This is a genomic window from Ligilactobacillus sp. UO.C109, assembly GCF_026847815.1.
Taxonomy (GTDB): domain Bacteria; phylum Bacillota; class Bacilli; order Lactobacillales; family Lactobacillaceae; genus Ligilactobacillus; species Ligilactobacillus salivarius.
This window is the reverse complement of the sequence record NZ_JAPSFH010000028.1, coordinates 58,064-76,885: the sequence shown is the minus strand read 5'-3', so window position 1 is coordinate 76,885 and position 18,822 is coordinate 58,064. Positions and strand designations below refer to the sequence as shown.

Below are 18,822 nucleotides of genomic sequence, written 5' to 3'. Positions count from 1 at the left end.
GAAAGGAAAATGTGCTATGTTGGATTTAAAAACAGATAAAAATAATATAAAAATAATAAAAGAAGTACCAAGTTACTTCGTTAAAAGAGATGGAGTAAAATTTTCCTTTGCTTTATATAAATTAAAATTAGTACTAAATGCAATGGATTTATCGGGTAAGATCCAAGAAAATGTAATTAGTGGAATACTAAATAAATTAGTAGGAAAAGACGAAGTAAGTGCACAGGAAGTAGCAACTGCTTTTGTAGATACGTTAAAAGAGCTAGGTTTAGATGATAAAGCTCAAGCTTACATAGAATATCGTAAACAAGATGAAGAAAAATGGGAAGAACAAACAAATCCAACAGAAAGACTAGCTAGACTTCAAGGAAAGGATCCAAGTTTAGTTCACGAAAATGCTAATAAGGATAGTAAAGTTTTTAATACGCAACGTGATTTAACAGCCGGAACTGTTGGAAAGACACTAGGTTTGAAGATGATGCCTGAACATGTTGCTAAGGCTCATTTACGTGGTGATATTCATTATCATGACTTGGACTACACACCATGGAGTCCTATGACTAATTGTTGCTTAATTGACTTTAAAGAAATGTTGACCCATGGATTTAAGATTGGTAATGCAGAAGTGGAAAGCCCTCATTCTATCCAAACTGCAACAGCACAAATGGCACAAATCATCGCCAACGTTGCTTCTTCTCAATATGGTGGTTGTTCTGCTGATAGAATTGATGAAGTTTTAGCACCATTTGCGATGAAGAATTATCACAAGCACTTGAAGGAAAGTGAAGAATTTATCACTGATGAGGATAAAATCAAGGCTTTTGCAGTTAAAAGAACTAAAAAAGATATTTATGATGCGATGCAAGCATTAGAGTATGAGATTAATACACTATTTTCATCACAAGGTCAAACACCATTTACTACTTTAGGTTTTGGCTTGGGAACGTCATGGGTTGAAAGAGAAATTCAAAAATCAATTTTGAGAATTAGAATTGCTGGATTGGGTAAAGAAAAGAGAACTGCTATTTTTCCAAAGTTGGTTTTCACAATCAAGAAAGGTGTAAATTTGAAGCCTGAAGATCCTAACTACGACATCAAAGAATTGGCAGTTGAATGTGCTACTAAGAGAATGTATCCTGATGTTTTAATGTACGACAAGATTAAAGAGTTAACAGGTAGTTTCAAAGCGCCAATGGGTTGTCGCTCATTCTTGCAAGGTTGGAAGGATGAAAATGGTCAAGAAGTTAACTCTGGACGGATGAATTTAGGGGTAGTAACAGTTAATTTACCAAGAATAGCTTTAAAAGCTAATGGAGATAAAGATCTATTTTGGCAAATTTTTGATGAGGAAATGCAAGTTGCTAAATCCGCATTAGTTTTCAAGGTTAAACGAGTATTGGATGCTAGTCCTGAAAATGCACCTATTTTGTATCAATTTGGTGCTTTCGGCAAGAGATTAAAACCAGATGGAAATGTAGATGAACTTTTCAAAAATGGTAGAGCAACAGTTTCTTTGGGATACATTGGTTTGTATGAAGTCGGAACAAGTTTCTATGGTCCTGATTGGGAAAATAATCAAGAAGCTCATGACTTTACTTTACAAATTGTTAAAGAGCTAAACTTAAGATGCAAAGCTTGGTCTAAGGAATATAATTATCACTTTAGTGTTTATTCAACTCCAAGTGAATCATTGACAGATCGTTTCTGCAAATTAGATACAGAAAGATTTGGTAAGGTAAAGGATATTACAGACAAAGAATACTATACAAATAGTTTCCACTATGATGTAAGAAAGCATCCATCTCCATTTGAAAAATTGACTTTTGAAATGGATTATCCTAAGTATGCTTCTGGTGGATTCATCCATTATTGCGAATATCCTAATTTGAGACAAAATCCTAAGGCACTCGAGGCTGTGTGGGACTGGGCTTATGATAAGATAGGTTATTTAGGAACTAATACTCCAATTGATAAATGTTATAAATGTGGATTCCAAGGTGAATTTAAACCAACAGCACGTGGTTTTGAATGTCCTAAGTGTGGTAATCATGATCCTAAGACATGTGATTGTGTAAAGAGAACTTGTGGTTACTTAGGTAATCCTCTACAAAGACCAATGGTACATGGTCGTCACGTTGAAATAGCATCACGTGCTAAAAATTTAATGAATGGAATGGCAGAAGATGAACAATAATGATTCGATTCGTATAAGTGTTGGTGGAGATACAGTCTTTGTTAATAAGGATGATTTTAAAGTAGATAATAGTGAATCAAAAAATAAGCAAAGAAGACGAAAAAGAGGCCCTCGTAATCCACAACCTAAAGAATGGTTAGCAAGTAATTTAAGTCAAATGAAGATTGCAGATTATAAACCATTTAATTTTGTTGATGGTGAAGGGATTAGATGTAGTTTATATGTCAGTGGATGTATGTTTGCTTGCCCAGGTTGCTATAATAAAGCTGCTCAGAATTTTAATTATGGAACCCCATATACCCAAGAACTTGAAGATCGAATTATTAAAGATTTAGGCGAGAGCTATTGTCAAGGATTAACTTTATTAGGTGGAGAACCATTTTTAAATACACAGGTTTGTTTGAGATTAGTCAAAAGAATAAGAAAAGAGTATGGTCATGAAAAAGATATCTGGTCTTGGTCAGGATATACTTGGGATGAATTGATGAAAGAATCTGAAGATAAGTTAGAATTATTATATAATTTAGATATTTTAGTTGATGGTAGATTTGAACAAGATTTGATGGATTTAACTTTGCAATTTAGAGGAAGTTCTAATCAAAGGATTATTGATGTACAAAAGTCATTTAAAGAAGGTCAAGTTGTAATTTGGGATAGATTGACTAAATAAACAAAAACTTAACTTTTATATAAGTATATATATATAGGTATTTGAGACTAAAAATATTTGATATAATTACATTAATATAAACATGATAATTGTTTACAAAAAGTTAATTAATATTTTTTGTAAAAGATATTTATTTTTTGAACAATATGTAGTAGAATAAATATGTGGTTAATTATATTGTAGTACATTGAGGTAGGTCCTTAATTTAGAAAAGAGGCGTTTCATAGATGGTTACACTTTATACATCACCAAGTTGCACATCTTGTCGTAAGGCTCGTGCATGGCTAGAAGAACATAATATTCCATTTGAAGAAAGAAATATTTTTTCTAACCCTTTAAATGTTGATGAAATTAAACAAATTTTACAAATGACAGAAGATGGAACTGAAGAAATTATTTCTAAACGTTCTAAGATTTTTCAAGATTTAGATATTGATTTAGATGAATTACCATTACAAAAACTTTATACATTAATTCAAAAGAATCCTGGTTTGCTTAGAAGACCTATCATGATGGATAGTAAGAGACTTCAAGTTGGATATAATGAAGACGAGATTAGAAGATTCTTACCAAGAGATGTTAGAGCTTTAGAATTGCAAAGAGCACAAGCATTAGTGGATTTGTAAGAATTAGTTAATAGTGGAAAAATGACAAATTGTGTTTTTAAGGAAACATGATTTGTCATTTTTTATCATTTTATACTTACTTTTTATTAGTAAAATAAAAATATATGTGCTACAATTTGGTTGAATTTAAATTGGAAAGTGAGGATATTAAATGCAAGAATTTAAAAATATAGTCATTGGATTTGGAAAAGGTGGAAAAACTTTAGCCAAGAATTTAGCTGCTAAAGGTGAATCAGTCTTAGTAGTGGAGAAATCTAAGAAAATGTATGGTGGGACATGTATTAATATTGCTTGTTTACCATCGAAAAAAATGATCATTAATGCTCAACGTGGAATTAATTTTGAAGATGCAGTTAAGGAAAAGGATGAAATGACGACTGTATTGAGAAATAAAAATTATCATATGGTTGCAGATGAAGAAACGGCAACTGTTTTAGATGGAACAGCTAAGTTTATTGATAATCATACGATTGAAATTGTTTTGGATAGTGGTGAAAGGACTGAGGTTAAGGGAGAAAGAATTTTTATTAATACTGGAGCTACTCCGATAATTCCACAAGTTAAAGGTTTGAAAGAAAGTAAGTATATTTTAGATTCAACAGCAGCTATGGATCAAAATTCCTTACCAAATGAATTAGTAATTTTAGGTGCTGGGTATATTGGTATGGAATTTGCTTCAATGTTTGCTCGTTATGGGGCTAAAGTAACAGTTTTAGACACTAACGAAAAGTTTTTAAAGCGTGAAGATGATGATATATCAGAAATGCTTTTCAATGATTTAAGTCAAGATGGTATTGAATTTAAATTAGGGGCAAAAGTTGTAGAAGTTAAGGATTTATCTGATAAAGTGGAAATCATTTACGAAATTAATGGTAAAAAGCAAACTGTTAAAGCCGATAAATTATTAGTAGCAACTGGAAGAAAGCCAGTAACTGAAGGTCTAGGATTAGAAAATACTGATATTGAACTAGATGAACGTGGAGCAATTAAAGTTGATGATTATTTAAGAACAACTGCAGAAAATGTATGGGCAATTGGCGATGTTAAAGGCGGACCTCAATTTACTTACATTTCTCTAGATGACTTTAGAATTATTTTTGACCAACTTTATGGAAAAGGTGAAAGAAAAGTTAGTGATAGAAATATAATACCTTATAGCGTTTTTATTACACCAGCATTATCCAGAGTAGGTTTAAATGAAGTGGAAGCTAAAAATAAGGGAATTGAGTATAAGCTATTTAAATTGGCAGCTACTTCCATTCCCAAGGCTAAAGTAATAGGAAATACTCGTGGAATGTATAAAATCTTAGTAGATCCAGATACAGAAGAAATTTTAGGTGCGACAATTTACGGTGAAGAATCATATGAAGTAATTAATTTAATTGCGTTGGCGATGAAAGCTAAATTACCATATACAATGTTAAGAGATCAAATTTACACTCATCCAACAATGTCAGAAGCACTAAATGATGTGTTGAAAGGTTAATTGAATAACAAAAAAGTCCTACTTTAATCGGCCATAAGATTAAAGTAGGACTTTTTGACTAACGGATAAAGCCTAATTTAGCCATTAATACTTTATACCAAACTTGTTTAGATTTATCTTTGACAACTTCTTTTTCACTCTTAATAGCATTCTTTAATGGCAATAAATACTTTTTGTACAATCTATTGTTTGAAATCCAGTTATGGAATCTAGGAGAAAACTTAGACGTAAAGTAAATTGATAAAAGAAAGAATGGTACTTGAGGGATTACTGGTAAAGCTAGACCGACTAATCCTAAGACAAAAAAGAAAATTGCAAGTACTAACCAAATTCCTCTTAAAACAAAACGCATAAAATGTCTCCTTTACTATCATTTATAAAAAGTATAGCACAAAATAATGATAAAGTGGTTAAAGATTATTTTAAGAAAATTTATTAATTTGTGCAAAACAGAACAAATAATTTTTTGTAAAAACGAATATCCATAATTAACTCCTTAAATTATAAATGCTTTATTTATAAGTGTTTTTGAGCTACATATAAAAATATTTTATAGAGTATATAATATTTGACTATATGAATATGTGAATTGTATCATTAACATTGAAAGTGATTTCTTAATATTTACTTAAGGAGTGGATTAATTATGTCAGAATTTCGCATTGAAGAAGATACATTAGGAGAAGTAAAGATTCCTAAGACTGCACTTTGGGGACCACAAACAGAACGTAGTCGTAACAATTTTCCAACTGGACGTTTTATGCCAATTGAAATAATTCGTGCTTTACTTCAAATTAAAAAGGCAGCTGCACAGTCAAATATGGAATTAAACCAGATTAGTGAAACAAAGGGAAAGTTAATTGTTGAAAGTATCGATACTTTACTTGCTTTAAGTGATGAAGATCTTCGTAAAGATTTCCCATTAAAAGTTTATCAAACAGGTTCTGGTACTCAAACAAATATGAACTGTAATGAAGTAGTAGCTCATCAAGCTGCAAAATTAAATCCTGAACTTGAAATTTTACCTAACGATGATGTTAATAAAGGTCAAAGTTCTAATGATATTTTCCCAACAGCAATGAACATTGTAGCTGCAGATGCAGTAGCTAAGTTGGAAGAATCTGCACAACACTTGATTGATGAATTAAAGAAAAAACAAGAAAAATATTGGAGAGTAGTTAAGATTGGACGTACTCATTTACAAGATGCTACACCATTAACTTTTGGTCAAGAAGTATCTGGCTGGGTATCAGCTCTAGAACATGATCTTGAATACTTAAAACAATTAGACGGTACACTTTTAGAATTAGCAATGGGTGGTACTGCAGTAGGAACTGGTTTGAATGCTGCTCCTGGATTTGCTGATGTAATTGCTGAAAAAGTTGGTAAAGTATACGGACATGAATTTACAGCTAAAAGTAATAAATTCTATGGATTATCTCATCACTCTAACTTAAATGTAGTTCATGGAGCAATGAAGACTTTAGCAGACGACTTGATGAAGATTGCTAATGATGTACGTTTCTTAGCTTCAGGTCCACGTGCAGGATATGATGAATTGAATATCCCAGCAAATGAACCAGGATCTTCCATTATGCCTGGTAAAGTAAACCCAACTCAAGCAGAAGCAATTACTATGGCTGCAGTTCGTGTTACAGGTAATGATGTTGTAGTTGGTATGGCTTCTTCTCAAGGTAATTTTGAAATGAATGTTTACAAGCCAGTATTAATTGAAGCTTTCTTGGAATCAGCTGACTTATTAGCAGGAACAATGAGAGGCTTTGCAGATAAGATGATTAGTGGCTTAACTGTTAACGAAGCTCGCATGAAAGAATTAGTAGATAATTCCTTGATGACAGTTACAGCTCTATCTCCACATATTGGATACCATGACAGTGCTAAGATTGCTCAAAAGGCAGATAAAGAAGGAACAACTTTGCGTGAAGCTGCAATTGCATCAGGTAAGGTAACTCCTGAACAATTTGATGAATGGGTAGATCCATTGAAGATGACAAATATCGATCGATAAACTTTTAGGAGGATATATAATGGCTGAAAAATTTATTTTTGAACCATGGAATATTTCAAAATTACAAAGTAGTTATGATGTTGTGATCGTAGGTTCTGGTAGTACAGGCTTAACAGCAGCTATTCAAGCACATGAATTAGGTTTGAAGCCAGTTGTTTTAGAAAAAATGGAAAAATTTGGTGGTAATACTAATCGTGCTTCTTCAGGAATGAATGCTGCTGAAACTAACATCCAATTACATCATGGAATTGTTGATAATATGGATGACTTTTATAAGGAAACTTATAAAGGTGGTGGAAAGCTAAATGATCCAGAATTATTAAAATATTTCACTAGTCATTCAGCTCTTGCAATTGATTGGTTAAAAGATCATGGGATTGAATTAGACGAACTAACTTTCACTGGTGGTATGAGTAAAATGAGAACTCATCGCCCATCTAGCATGGCACCAATTGGAGCTTTCTTGATAAAGAATCTATTAAAGATTGCTCAAGATGAAAATTTACCAGTTTTCAATAATGTAACTGTTACAAAAGTTAATAAAGAAAATGGTCGAGTAAATGGTGTGACTGTAAAAACTAGCGAAGGTGAAAAAGTAATTAATGCCAAAACAGTATTATTAGCTACAGGTGGTTTTGGTGCTGCTCAAGATATTATCAAGAAATATCGTCCGGATTTAGCTAGCTACAAGACAACTAACCATCCCGGAGCTACTGGAGATGGAATTAAGTTAGCTGAAGAATTAGGTGCCCAAGTTGTACAAATGAATTTAATTCAAGTACATCCAACTGTACAACAAGATACACCACATGCCTTCTTAATTGGCGAAGCTGTTCGTGGTGAAGGTGGCATTTTAGTAAATGGTGAAGGACAACGTTTTGTAAATGAACTTAATACAAGAAAAGTTGTTTCTAACGCTATTACTGCTTTACCTGAACACAGTGCATACTTAATTTTTGATAAAGATATTCGCAGTCGAGTAAAAGCTATTGAATTCTACGATAGTATCGGCTTGGTAGAACATGGATCTGATTTGAAAGAATTAGCAGAAAAGATTAATGTTCCTGCAGATAAATTAGAAGCAACAGTTAACAACTGGAATCAAATGGTTGCTGCTGGTAAAGATACTGATTTTGATCGTAAAACAGGAATGGAAAGAAAGATTAGTGAAGCTCCATACTACGCTATTCATATTGCACCTGCTATCCATTATACAATGGGTGGAATCCATATTGACAGTCGTACAAGAGTTATAGATGGAAATGGTGATATAATTTCTGGTCTCTTAGCTGCTGGAGAAGTTGCAGGTGGTTTACACGGCAATAATCGTATCGGTGGTAACTCTATTGCAGAAACGGTTATTTTCGGTATACAAGCTGGACGCGAAGCATTTTTAGAAAAATAACAAATAAAGGTTGAGCAGTAAAATCTCAACCTTTTTCTAAGGATTTGTAAAATAAGCAAATCCCCTACATAGAGAAGTTTGGAGAATTTTTTATGAAATCATTGGAAAAAGTTGATTATAAAAAGTTTATAGTCCCAGTTATAGTGGGCTTAATTATCTGGTTTGCAACTCCACTTAGACCAGTAGCAATTTCAGTTGCTGGTTGGCATATGTTTGCTTTGTTTGTTGCTACTATTATTGCATGTATTACACAACCTCTACCAATTGGTGCAGTTTCAATTATCGCTTTTGCTTTGGTTGTTTTGACGAGAACTGTGCCAATGGAAAAGGCAATCGTAGGATTTGGTAATGCAAGTATTTGGTTGATTGCAATGGCATTCTTTATCGCCCGTGGCTTTATTAAAACAGGATTGGGTAGAAGAATTGCCTTGATATTTGTTAAGTTATTTGGTAAACGTACTTTAGGATTGGCTTATTCATTAATCGGGGTAGATTTGATTTTAGCACCAGCAATGCCTTCTAACACAGCACGTGCAGGTGGTATCATGTACCCAATTATTGAATCATTAGCCAAAGAATTTGACTCAGATCCTAAGAAGAAAACAGAAAGAAAAATCGGTTCATTTCTAATTTTTGCTGAATACCATGGTAATATGATTACTTCAGCAATGTTTATGACAGCGATGGCCGGAAATCCTTTAGTTCAAACTTTAGCTAAGAGTAATGGTGTGCATCTTCAATGGATGGATTGGTTCTTAGCTGGATTAGTTCCAGGTTTATTGTCATTAATTATCATTCCATTTATTATTTACAAGCTTTATCCACCTGAAATAAAAGAGACTCCAAATGCTAAGGAATGGGCAGATTCAGAATTAGAAAAAATGGGTAAAATAACAGTTCCTGAAAAAGTAATGATCGGAATCTTTATTTTCGCATTATTATTGTGGGTCTTAGGTAGTACATTAAAGATTGATGCTACTTTAACAGCCTTCATGGCACTTTCCTTATTGTTGATTACAGGTGTCTTAACTTGGAAAGATATTTTAAATGAAAGTGGTGCTTGGAACACATTGACATGGTTCTCAGTTTTAGTAATGATGGCTAGTCAATTAAATGAATTAGGCTTTATTCCTTGGTTGAGTAAGACGATTGCTGGTTCATTACATGGTATTAGTTGGTTCTTTATATTATTAATTTTAGTTTTAGCGTTCTTCTATAGCCATTACTTATTTGCATCTTCAACAGCACATATCAGTGCGATGTACGGAGCTTTGTTAGGTGTAGCTGTATCTGCTGGTGTTCCAGGAATGTTAGCAGCTTTGATGTTGGGATTCTTTGGTAATCTTTGTGCATCTACAACACACTATGCTTCAGGTCCAGCACCAGTATTGTTTGGCTCTGGTTATGTAACACAATCTAAATGGTGGCAAATGAATGCCTTCTTAGGAATTATCTACATCGTTTTGTGGATGGTTGTAGGAACACTTTGGATGAAAGTTATCGGCATGTGGTAAAATACACAGTTGCTTTTAACGAAGATATAGATAAACTTAATATTAAAGAAAGGTTGATCTTTTTTGACAACCTTTTTTTATTTGAGAAATTTTGAGGTTTATACGATGAAAAATTTTGACATTGAAAAGATAAAGAAGATAACAAATCAAGGAAATTTATACTACGATTTTGATGAAGATATAGATAATGCAAGAAACTATGCTTTTACTAATTGTCGTAAATATAATAGTGATTACCAAATAAAAGGAGAAGCAGATCGAAATTTAATCTTAGATTTATTAGGAAGTTATGGAGAAAATTTCGTGTTTAAAGCAGGTTTTATTTGTGAATTTGGATTTAATTTTCATGTTGGAAATCATGTCTCAATAGGTAATAATTTTAAATTAATAGACTGTAATGAAGTTTCAATAGGAGACAATGTCCAAATCGGAAATAATGTAGGAATATTTACTTCCAAACATGCTGAAAATCCCCAATATCGTGCGGATCACTGGGTTAAAGATCTACCGATAACGATTGGAAATAATGTTGTCATTGAAGACGATGTTGTGATTGGTGGAGGAGTTACAATTGGAGATAATGTAGTAGTTGAGAGAAATAGTGTAGTTATTAAAGATGTACCAAGTAATTCTTTAGTTACTGGGAATCCACCATGTATAAAACCGCTTAAATAATTGGTCTTACGCACTTGAAATCGCTTTAAATAAATAATATTATATATAGTGTAACCAGTTGAAGAAACGAGAGTGAGTTTTATGAGAAAAATTATTGTAATTAATTCTGGAAGTTCTAGTTTAAAATTCAAATTATTTGAATCCCCATCTAAAAATGTTTTGGCTAGTGGCCTTATTGAACGAATAGGGTTAGATGATTCGATTATTACAATTAAATATGGAGATAAGAAAAAACATCGTGAGGTCCAAGCAATAAAAGATCACACTGTTGCGGTTGATTTATTGCTACAATTATTAAAGAAACTAGATATAGTAACTGATCTTAACGAAATTAGTGCGGTAGGTCATCGTGTAGTTGCTGGTGGTGAATATTTCAAGAAATCTGTTCCTGTAGATGGTAATGTAATTAAGAAGATTGAAGATATTATTGAACTAGCTCCATTACATAATCCTGCTAACTTGGTTGGTATTAAAGTCTTCAAAAAGTTACTTCCAAATGCTTTGAGTGTAGTTGCTTTTGATACAGCATTCCATCAAACATTACCAGAAGAAAACTTTATGTACAGTACACCATATGATTGGTATAAAGAATACGGTGTAAGACGTTACGGAGCACATGGTATAAGTCATCGTTATGTATCTTTACGTGCTGCAGAATTAATGGGTAAACCTGTTGAAGACTTGAAGTTAGTAACTTGTCATTTAGGTGCAGGGGCTTCAATTACTGCGGTAAAGAATGGTAAATCATTCGATACTTCAATGGGCTTTACTCCATTAACTGGTATTCAAATGGCAACACGTTCAGGTGATGTGGACGTTTCTTTAGTAGCGTATATGATGAAGAAGTTAAAAGTGAAATCTGTTTCTGAAATTTTGTATATGTTGAACAAAGAGTCAGGATTTTTAGGTGTATCTGGTGTATCTTTGGATATGCGCGATGTTGAAGCAGCTGCAGCTAAAAATAACAAGAGGGCAGAACTAGCTATTAAGTTATTCTACAATGATATTGTCAAATATATTGGACAATATTATATGGAAATGGAAGGTATTGATGGTATTGTCTTTACTGCTGGTATTGGTGAAAATTCACCAGAAACCAGGGAAGCTATAATGAATAAGCTATCGTTTTTAGGAGTAACAATTAATAAAGAAGAAAATGCTAAACGCGGGACAGAAGGTATTGTTTCGGGAAAAGATTCAAGTATTACAGTAATGCGGATTCCAACAGATGAAGAATATATGATTTGTTGCGATGTTGAAGCATTAATGAATAAATAATAAAATTTAATTATATAAAACAATAGGATTGAGATTATGAATTTTTCAAAATCTCAATCCTATATTATTTTGCCTTTCTTAATTTGATGAAGTAATAGCCAATAATTGTTAAGCATAAGAGAATAACAATTATTGTAGTAAAAGAATCAAAAACTGTAAGAATTTTTTCCCAAGATGCTCCAAGATAGTGTCCAGAGCAAATTAAAATAGTATTCCAAATAGCTGTTCCTAAAAAGGAAAGAACAATAAATTTTTTACAATCGAAATGTGTCATTCCAGCTGGAATAGAGATTAGACTTCTAATTACAGGAACTAGTCTACCAAAAAAGATTGCTTTACTACCATGTTTTTTGAAGAAACTAATAGACTTGGCTATATCTTTATCGTTAAAGTGAAGTAATTGTCCAACTTTTCCAGATAATATTTTTTCCAAACGTTCAGCTGAAAGTAGATGCCCAGCTAGATATAGTATTAAAGCACCTAAAACAGCTCCAATGGTAGATGCAACTATTACCCCTAGAATGTGTAGTTCGCTATTTAAAGTTAAAAAACCAGCAAAGGTTAAAATAACTTCTGATGGAATAGGGGGAAAAATATTTTCAAGAGCAATCAGCAGTGCAATTGCCAAGTAACCGTATTGATTAATAAGCTCGGTAAGAACTGTTGTGTTCATGAAAACCTCCAAATTAGTTATTGTTTTGTCCAAATAATCCTTTTATCCAATTGGTAAATTGTGTCCACCAATTCTCAGAATTATTTGTATCAGTATTTTCGTTACTGGAGCTATCATCTACAACACTAGAAGTGTCAGAGGATGAAGTCGTATTACTTGATTCGTTAGTGTTAGTATCTGTGTCTGTGGAATTATCAGATTTTTGTCCAAAAATACCTTTTATCCAATCAGTGAATTTAGCGAACCAGCCCTTAGCTTCTTCAGTTGTTTGACCAAATTTTTCACTATTAGCCCAATTTTTTGCTTTATTCATCAAGTTACCAGTTGAGTTTTTTACATTATTAATCGTATCATCAACAGTATTTACGTAAGTTTTACTTGATGAAATAGGAGCATTTTGAAATACTACTAAAGCATTAACAATTTGTGTAATCTGAGTTTGATTAGTTGTATCGGCTATGCCACGTTTTTCTAGAGCTTTATTTAACATATCTTGGATGTCTTGTTTAGTCGCTAAGTTACTAGAATCATCTTGTTTTTGCTGAGCAATTTGTTTTGAAACATCACCTACAGCTGCCATTAATTTTCCAGGATAACTTTTATCATCTTTATTAGCATCAATAGCAGATTGAGTAGCATCTAAAACGTTATTTGCAGCAGAAGTGTTTTCAGAATTGATATTTACACCGTCAGTAGCTAAAGCTTTATAAACACCTGTTAAAGCAGATTCACCAGATACAGCGCGGTTAGCAGTAACGACAATACTTACATCAGTTACACCAGCCATTTGAGCAACCATAGCATATTGCTGAGCAGTAACCTCAGTGATATTATTTTCACCATTATAATTCTTTATATTAACTTTAACTCCAGACCCTGGATCACCAGGAGCGATAGCAACAGAACTAATCATAGCAGCGTTAGTTGTATTACTATTGTTATTAATATATTTACGGTAATCATCTGCTGTTGCCGTCATAGTTTTAAATGAAGAATCTGTTTGTAAAACATCATTTAAACTTGAGTAGATATCTGATGAGACTCCAGACCCGTAGACTACGTATGCAGAATTTAGAGTGTGTGTATTTGAGTTACTAGAATTTGAATTAGTTGTATCTGCAAATACAGAAATATTCTGTATAACAGGAACAACGGGACTAATAATAGTGGTGGCTATAATAGTTCCTGTTACAATTTTAATAATATTTTTTGATTTCATAGAAATACCCCTCCTAAATAAAGGAATAGTTTTATAATATAAATTATACCATGTATAAAAAGAAGATACCGTTTAAGAATTTGCAAACAATCTTAAATTAAAAGGGTAACTTCCCAGCTGGCACTAAAGTTACAGTAGGTGCTGACGGAACGGCTACAGTAACTTGCCTAGATAAGTCAACTGATACAATCAAAGGTAGCGATTTGGTACGTCCAGAAACTGACGCTGAGAAGATCACACCAAATGTTCCAGCAACCAGGGAACCAGTAGCAGATAACAGCAACTTAACTGAAACTGAAAAAGATCAAGTTAAGAAGAATGTGGAAGACGCTAATAAGGGTAACTTCCCAGCTGGTACTAAAGTTACAGTAGGTGCTGACGGAACAGCTACAGTAACTTACCCAGATAAGTCAACTGATACAATCAAAGGTAGCGATTTGGTACGTCCAGAAACTGACGTTGAGAAGATCACACCAAATGTTCCAGCAACCAAGGAACCAGTAGCAGATAACAGCAACTTAACAGAAACTGAAAAAGATCAAGTTAAGAAGAATGTGGAAGACGCTAATAAGGGTAACTTCCCAGCTGGCACTAAAGTTACAGTAGGTGCTGACGGAACAACTACAGTAACTTACCCAGATAAGTCAACTGATACAATCAAAGGTAGCGATTTGGTAAGTCCAGAAAACGACGCAGATAAGACTACTCCAAGTGTTCCAGAAAAGAAGGTACCGGTGGCAGATCCAAGTCATTTGACTGATAGTGAAAAAGACCAAGTCAAAACTAATGTAACTGATGCCAATAAGGATAATCTTCCATCAGGTAGTCAAATTACAGTAGGTAATGATGGTACTACAACAGTAACTTATCTAGATAGTTCTAAGGACACCATTCCAGGAAGTGACTTAGTTCGTCAATCAACAGATGCAGACAAGACTACTCCAAGTGTTCCAGAAACCAAAGTACCAGTAGCAGATCCAAGTCATTTGACTGATAGTGAAAAAGACCAAGTTAAGACTAATGTGACTGATGCCAATAAGGGTAATCTTCCATCAGGTAGTCAAATTACAGTAGGCAATGATGGTACTACAACAGTAACATACCCAGATGGCTCCAAGGATACAATTCCAGGTGACAAAGTGGTAGAAGGAAAGAGCGACGCAGATAAGAACGAATCAAAGGTACCAGGCGACAAGGTAAAAGTAGACGATCCAAACAAACTAACAGATAGCGAAAAAGAAGAACTATCAAATAACTTGGAAAAACTTAATCCAGGTACAGTGGTAACTATAGCTGATGACGGAACTGCAACACTAACATACCCAGATGGTTCAACAAATACAATTCCAGGTAGTCAATTAGTAACTGCTAAAGGTAATGGTAATACTACAAACTCTAACGTGAAGGTTACACCAACAAATACCAATAATAAGATTAATAAAGATAATAATTCACTTGGTAAGAATACTGCTAATGCTAAAGCAGGTGAATTACCACAAACTGGTGAAAATAATGATAGTCAGAAGTTATCTGTAATCGGAATGGCATTAATAGGAATCTTAGGTTTGTTCGGCTTAGGTAAAAAGAGAAAGAAAGACTAGTTAAGATAAAGATTGACTAGCAAAAGAGATCAATAGCGTAAAAGTTATTGATCTTTTTTTGTGCAATTTGTATGTACTACTACTTAAAATATATAAGATAGTGGTATACTATTATATATAATATTTTTTAAGGTGGTGGAAATGTTGGAAAAAGTTGAGATCAGTAATGCAGAGTGGGATGTTATGAGAGTTATTTGGGCTTTAGGTGAAACAACAAGTCGACAAATTATCGAAGCTTTATCTGACAGAAGACAATGGAAACCAGCTACCACTAAAACATTAATTGGTCGCTTAGTAGCAAAGGGATATGTAGGAACTAGACGGAAAGGTAGAGCCTATATTTACTATCCTATTATTAAAGAACAACAAACAATTAACGAACAAATATTAACAAGTTTTGGAAATATTTGTCAGATGCATGTGGGTCAAACTTTGGCAACGGTATTGAATAATGTAGAATTATCCAAAGATGATATAAAAAAACTTGAGTCAATTCTTGAAGTTAAAGCAAAAAATGCTCCAGAATCATTGCCATGTAACTGTGTTCCTAATGGCAGTTGTGATTGTATGATGGAGATGGATAATTGATTTTTACAGTATTGAAATAAAAAGTTTGGTTATCCTAAAAAATATATTTAAAAACTTAGGGGAATAAAGTATAATAAAATCGTAGCTTTGCAGGTACAATTTTTTGTTGAGAGGATGGAAGAGATGGACTCTGAAAATATTAAAAATATTAAAAAGATACTAGTTGGTGTAGATGATTCAGAAGATGCTCAATTAGCATTCCGTGTAGCCATGCGTCGAGCTATTGAATTAGATGCAACTTTAGTTATTACTTCTATTTTAGAAAAAGATGAAATGAATATTTATCAAGCTATGTCACGTGATTATATTCATGGTGAACGTGCAGAATTAGAAAAGCACATGGAAGGTTACAAAAAAATAGCGCTAGAAGCAGGTGTAAAAAATGTTCAACTAGTATTTTCTGAAGGAAATGCCGGTGAAGAAATTGTTAAGCATATTATCCCTGCGGTTGAACCAGATTTACTAATTATCGGTGCTTTATCCAAAACTGGAATTAGAAAATATTTTGGTTCACAAGCTGCTTATATCGTTAAATATTCCCCAATTTCAGTGTTAGTAGTACGCTAATAATTAAAAATTATGAGGTAATAGGTCAATGAAAAAGCAACAAGCCAGAAGAAAAGAAGCATTAGGTAATAGTTTATTAGTACTTTTGCGAAAAGAACCACTTGAAAAGATAACGGTAGATCAAATTTGCCGTGAAGCAGGAGTACATCGTAGTACATTTTATCGTTACTTTACTGATAAATTTGATTTGTTAAAGTATAGTTTCTTAACTTTCATGGTTGCTGAACTTGACCCACATGATACTATTAATTCAGTTGTTACAATGATTGGCAATGATAAGCCGCTTTTTAGAAATGTATTAATTAATAATAATGATGTTACACTGATGAATATTATTACTAATATGCTCAGCGAACAGTTACTGCAAGGTTCGAAAGAAGACACAGAAAATTTTACTGACATTAACTGGGTGAGAAATGCTCTAAGCACTTCTGCAGTTCCGGAAATGACGGCTAAAATGATTGCTGGTGGAGTTCTAACAGTTGTAGTGGATTGGGTAGAACAAAATTTTCAAACACCAGAAGAAGAGTTAATCGACTTCTTTAGGAATTTCATGCCATAACATTGTAAGTAATTAAGTAAAAGCACTAGCTATCAATACTAAATTAAGTGTTGATAGTTAGTGCTTTTATTATGATTTTATAAAAATAGTCAATAATTTTAAATTTCATTGCAGTAAAAAAAATTTAGCCAAAGTATTTTACAAGATAAAAATAATAAAGTATAATACAAACAGGTAAATTAAGTACAACTGTAAACTTGTCTGAAAATGTTATTTTAAATAAATTTATGGTATTTGCTATTTACTTATATGTATGTTTTATTATACGATAGAATTTGTGTTTATTGCATAAAAAGGATATAAGGCAATCTTAGTAAATTGGAGGTAAGATCAATGAGCAATTCTATTCAAAGAGCGATGGTTAACTTAACACAACTTATTAGATTACATGATTATTATGAAGGTGCTGTTGAATTGGACAAGTTAGGTGCAATCGATATGTACTATTTAGAAGCAATTAACCAATTAGATAATCCTACTATTGGAACAATTTCTAAGTTATTAGGTCAATCTACACCTAATACAAATTATCATATTAAAAAATTAACAAGTCTAGGTTTAGTGACAAAAAAAATCGATGATGAAGATAGACGTGTTACACATTTATCAGTTACAGAAGATTATACTAATGCTTTAGCACAACAAAGTGAATTTTGGGATAATTTGCAAGAACGTTTAGAAGATGAAGTAGCTCCACGTGACTTAGCTATTTTTAAGCGTGTATTACGCCAAGCAACAGAACTTATTGCTGAAAATAATCCTAGATAACTACTCATAAGTAAATAAATAATTAATAGTCTAGAATCAAAGATTCCAAAATCGATGATTCTAGACTATTTTTTATCTGTTAATAAAGAAATTAGTTTACTTTGGTTAGGAGTTAAAATATGAGAACGACGGTATGCAATTGAAACAATGAAATTTAGTGGAATATTAGTTTCAATATCTAGTGCAACTAGATCGTCAGTGTTTTTCAAAGCCAAGTCCGTTAATAAAGCTATTCCAGTATTTTGAGATACCAAACTTTTTAGTAACGGGACATCGCTTGTTTGAAAAATAATAGTTGGACGAAAATGTGCCTCGTGGGCAAAGTGTTTAAAAACTTCTGCATGAATAAAGCTTGAATTTAAGTTAATAAAGTTTTCGTTTACTAATTCATTGAAAGTTACACTTTTTCTATTTGCTAAGCGATGTTGAGGACTAACAATAATTTTAAAATTAGCTTTTGAAATAATATGTGCTTTCAAGTTCTTATCAGTTAATGGAGTAGTTGAACTAAGCAAAGACATGTCCAAAGTACCATCTTTTAACATTTTCAATAGAATAGCAGATCCTTTTTCTTCATAGGGTTCGATTCGTCTTAAAAGTTTGTTATCTGTTAAACCTGGAGTAATTTGTGGGAAATAGAACTGACTAATAATAGGAGGCAGTCCTAGACGGATCATTTGTTCCTGATTTCGAGAAATTTCTTTACGTGCAATTTCTAATTCATTAAGAATTGTGACTACATGTCTATCAAACTGCTTACCATCTTTAGTCAAAATAAGTTCTTTATGTGATCGATCACGTAGAAAAAATTTTGTTTGATATTCATTTTCTAGACGTTTGATAGCTAACGTAATAGTAGGTTGACTAACCTCAAAAAATTCCGCAACTTTTGAAAAATTTTTTTCTTCAACTAATTTGTGATAATATTCTAAACTTTTCGTATCCATTTAATCACCGGTATAATAAC

General features: G+C 32.8%; 17 protein-coding genes and 2 pseudogenes. 15 read left to right on the top strand and 4 right to left on the bottom strand.

Annotated features, from left to right (window positions below; translation table 11 throughout):
• The first annotated feature begins 16 nt into the window (after positions 1 to 16).
• The 4 genes from nrdD to OZJ21_RS08540 all read left to right on the top strand — a co-directional run bounded on the left by nrdD (position 17) and on the right by OZJ21_RS08540 (position 4,976).
• Entirely contained in the window at positions 17 to 2,194 is a 2,178-nt protein-coding gene (gene nrdD, locus OZJ21_RS08555; protein ID WP_268857675.1) for an anaerobic ribonucleoside-triphosphate reductase, read from the top strand.
• On the top strand, positions 2,184 to 2,864 hold the full coding sequence (gene nrdG / locus OZJ21_RS08550) for an anaerobic ribonucleoside-triphosphate reductase activating protein (protein WP_044005154.1): 681 nt from the start codon (positions 2,184 to 2,186) through the stop codon (positions 2,862 to 2,864). The genes nrdD and nrdG overlap by 11 nt, the downstream gene beginning before the upstream one ends.
• A gap of 227 nt (positions 2,865 to 3,091) precedes the next feature.
• Complete coding sequence (spxA, locus tag OZJ21_RS08545) at positions 3,092 to 3,490, top strand: transcriptional regulator SpxA (protein WP_003705214.1); 399 nt, start codon at positions 3,092 to 3,094, stop codon at positions 3,488 to 3,490.
• A gap of 151 nt (positions 3,491 to 3,641) precedes the next feature.
• Complete coding sequence (locus OZJ21_RS08540; RefSeq protein ID WP_268857674.1) at positions 3,642 to 4,976, top strand: FAD-dependent oxidoreductase; 1,335 nt, start codon at positions 3,642 to 3,644, stop codon at positions 4,974 to 4,976.
• Between the two features lie 58 nt (positions 4,977 to 5,034).
• Here the strand turns inward: OZJ21_RS08540 and OZJ21_RS08535 are convergent, their stop codons facing one another.
• Positions 5,035 to 5,328, bottom strand: a complete 294-nt coding sequence (locus OZJ21_RS08535; RefSeq protein WP_047035856.1) for a DUF454 family protein — start codon at positions 5,326 to 5,328, stop codon at positions 5,035 to 5,037.
• Positions 5,329 to 5,622: 294 nt separating this feature from the next.
• Between OZJ21_RS08535 and OZJ21_RS08530 the strand changes: the two genes are divergently transcribed.
• From OZJ21_RS08530 to OZJ21_RS08510, 5 genes are all read left to right on the top strand, one after another.
• On the top strand, positions 5,623 to 7,005 hold the full coding sequence (locus OZJ21_RS08530) for a class II fumarate hydratase (RefSeq protein WP_268857673.1): 1,383 nt from the start codon (positions 5,623 to 5,625) through the stop codon (positions 7,003 to 7,005).
• Positions 7,006 to 7,024: 19 nt separating this feature from the next.
• Positions 7,025 to 8,410, top strand: coding sequence for a flavocytochrome c (locus OZJ21_RS08525; protein WP_268857672.1), 1,386 nt, complete (start codon positions 7,025 to 7,027; stop codon positions 8,408 to 8,410).
• A 92-nt stretch (positions 8,411 to 8,502) separates the two neighbouring features.
• Entirely contained in the window at positions 8,503 to 9,924 is a 1,422-nt protein-coding gene (locus OZJ21_RS08520; RefSeq protein WP_003710641.1) for an anion permease, read from the top strand.
• A gap of 105 nt (positions 9,925 to 10,029) precedes the next feature.
• Positions 10,030 to 10,599 (top strand): acetyltransferase, encoded by a 570-nt coding sequence (locus OZJ21_RS08515; RefSeq protein WP_268857671.1) that lies wholly within the window; start codon positions 10,030 to 10,032, stop codon positions 10,597 to 10,599.
• Between the two features lie 81 nt (positions 10,600 to 10,680).
• Positions 10,681 to 11,877, top strand: a complete 1,197-nt coding sequence (locus OZJ21_RS08510) for an acetate/propionate family kinase (RefSeq protein WP_268857670.1) — start codon at positions 10,681 to 10,683, stop codon at positions 11,875 to 11,877.
• Between the two features lie 64 nt (positions 11,878 to 11,941).
• Here the strand turns inward: OZJ21_RS08510 and OZJ21_RS08505 are convergent, their stop codons facing one another.
• Both OZJ21_RS08505 and OZJ21_RS08500 read right to left on the bottom strand, forming a co-directional pair.
• A complete protein-coding gene (locus OZJ21_RS08505; protein WP_268857669.1) occupies positions 11,942 to 12,550 on the bottom strand; it encodes a DedA family protein in 609 nt (202 codons plus the stop codon).
• A 208-nt stretch (positions 12,551 to 12,758) separates the two neighbouring features.
• A pseudogene (locus OZJ21_RS08500) lies at positions 12,759 to 13,769 on the bottom strand (DUF1002 domain-containing protein); the annotation flags it as partial.
• A gap of 128 nt (positions 13,770 to 13,897) precedes the next feature.
• On the opposite strand from OZJ21_RS08500, the pseudogene OZJ21_RS08495 reads away from it, so the two are divergent.
• The 6 genes and pseudogenes from OZJ21_RS08495 to OZJ21_RS08470 all read left to right on the top strand — a co-directional run.
• Positions 13,898 to 13,969, top strand: a pseudogene (locus OZJ21_RS08495) (hypothetical protein); the annotation flags it as partial.
• A 3-nt stretch (positions 13,970 to 13,972) separates the two neighbouring features.
• A complete protein-coding gene (locus OZJ21_RS08490) occupies positions 13,973 to 15,370 on the top strand; it encodes an LPXTG cell wall anchor domain-containing protein (RefSeq protein ID WP_268857667.1) in 1,398 nt (465 codons plus the stop codon).
• A 141-nt stretch (positions 15,371 to 15,511) separates the two neighbouring features.
• Positions 15,512 to 15,958 (top strand): CopY/TcrY family copper transport repressor, encoded by a 447-nt coding sequence (locus OZJ21_RS08485; RefSeq protein WP_003705203.1) that lies wholly within the window; start codon positions 15,512 to 15,514, stop codon positions 15,956 to 15,958.
• Between the two features lie 123 nt (positions 15,959 to 16,081).
• Positions 16,082 to 16,525, top strand: coding sequence for a universal stress protein (locus OZJ21_RS08480; RefSeq protein ID WP_003703052.1), 444 nt, complete (start codon positions 16,082 to 16,084; stop codon positions 16,523 to 16,525).
• Between the two features lie 28 nt (positions 16,526 to 16,553).
• Positions 16,554 to 17,087, top strand: coding sequence for a TetR/AcrR family transcriptional regulator (locus OZJ21_RS08475; RefSeq protein WP_003705202.1), 534 nt, complete (start codon positions 16,554 to 16,556; stop codon positions 17,085 to 17,087).
• 333 nt (positions 17,088 to 17,420) lie between these two features.
• On the top strand, positions 17,421 to 17,855 hold the full coding sequence (locus tag OZJ21_RS08470; protein ID WP_003705201.1) for a MarR family winged helix-turn-helix transcriptional regulator: 435 nt from the start codon (positions 17,421 to 17,423) through the stop codon (positions 17,853 to 17,855).
• 65 nt (positions 17,856 to 17,920) lie between these two features.
• Here OZJ21_RS08470 and OZJ21_RS08465 read toward each other — a convergent pair whose 3' ends face one another.
• Positions 17,921 to 18,802 carry a LysR family transcriptional regulator gene (locus OZJ21_RS08465; RefSeq protein WP_003703042.1) on the bottom strand — a complete coding sequence of 294 codons (882 nt, stop codon included), beginning with the start codon at positions 18,800 to 18,802 and terminating at the stop codon, positions 17,921 to 17,923.
• Positions 18,803 to 18,822 lie beyond the last annotated feature (20 nt).

Bases quoted from the DNA above. Each gene is read 5' to 3' on its own strand.
- nrdD (WP_268857675.1), top strand. From the start codon at position 17: ATGTTGGATTTAAAAACAGATAAAAATAATATAAAAATAATAAAAGAA.
- nrdG (WP_044005154.1), top strand. From the start codon at position 2,184: ATGAACAATAATGATTCGATTCGTATAAGTGTTGGTGGAGATACAGTC.
- spxA (WP_003705214.1), top strand. From the start codon at position 3,092: ATGGTTACACTTTATACATCACCAAGTTGCACATCTTGTCGTAAGGCT.
- OZJ21_RS08540 (WP_268857674.1), top strand. From the start codon at position 3,642: ATGCAAGAATTTAAAAATATAGTCATTGGATTTGGAAAAGGTGGAAAA.
- OZJ21_RS08535 (WP_047035856.1), bottom strand. From the start codon at position 5,328: ATGCGTTTTGTTTTAAGAGGAATTTGGTTAGTACTTGCAATTTTCTTT.
- OZJ21_RS08530 (WP_268857673.1), top strand. From the start codon at position 5,623: ATGTCAGAATTTCGCATTGAAGAAGATACATTAGGAGAAGTAAAGATT.
- OZJ21_RS08525 (WP_268857672.1), top strand. From the start codon at position 7,025: ATGGCTGAAAAATTTATTTTTGAACCATGGAATATTTCAAAATTACAA.
- OZJ21_RS08520 (WP_003710641.1), top strand. From the start codon at position 8,503: ATGAAATCATTGGAAAAAGTTGATTATAAAAAGTTTATAGTCCCAGTT.
- OZJ21_RS08515 (WP_268857671.1), top strand. From the start codon at position 10,030: ATGAAAAATTTTGACATTGAAAAGATAAAGAAGATAACAAATCAAGGA.
- OZJ21_RS08510 (WP_268857670.1), top strand. From the start codon at position 10,681: ATGAGAAAAATTATTGTAATTAATTCTGGAAGTTCTAGTTTAAAATTC.
- OZJ21_RS08505 (WP_268857669.1), bottom strand. From the start codon at position 12,550: ATGAACACAACAGTTCTTACCGAGCTTATTAATCAATACGGTTACTTG.
- OZJ21_RS08485 (WP_003705203.1), top strand. From the start codon at position 15,512: ATGTTGGAAAAAGTTGAGATCAGTAATGCAGAGTGGGATGTTATGAGA.
- OZJ21_RS08480 (WP_003703052.1), top strand. From the start codon at position 16,082: ATGGACTCTGAAAATATTAAAAATATTAAAAAGATACTAGTTGGTGTA.
- OZJ21_RS08475 (WP_003705202.1), top strand. From the start codon at position 16,554: ATGAAAAAGCAACAAGCCAGAAGAAAAGAAGCATTAGGTAATAGTTTA.
- OZJ21_RS08470 (WP_003705201.1), top strand. From the start codon at position 17,421: ATGAGCAATTCTATTCAAAGAGCGATGGTTAACTTAACACAACTTATT.
- OZJ21_RS08465 (WP_003703042.1), bottom strand. From the start codon at position 18,802: ATGGATACGAAAAGTTTAGAATATTATCACAAATTAGTTGAAGAAAAA.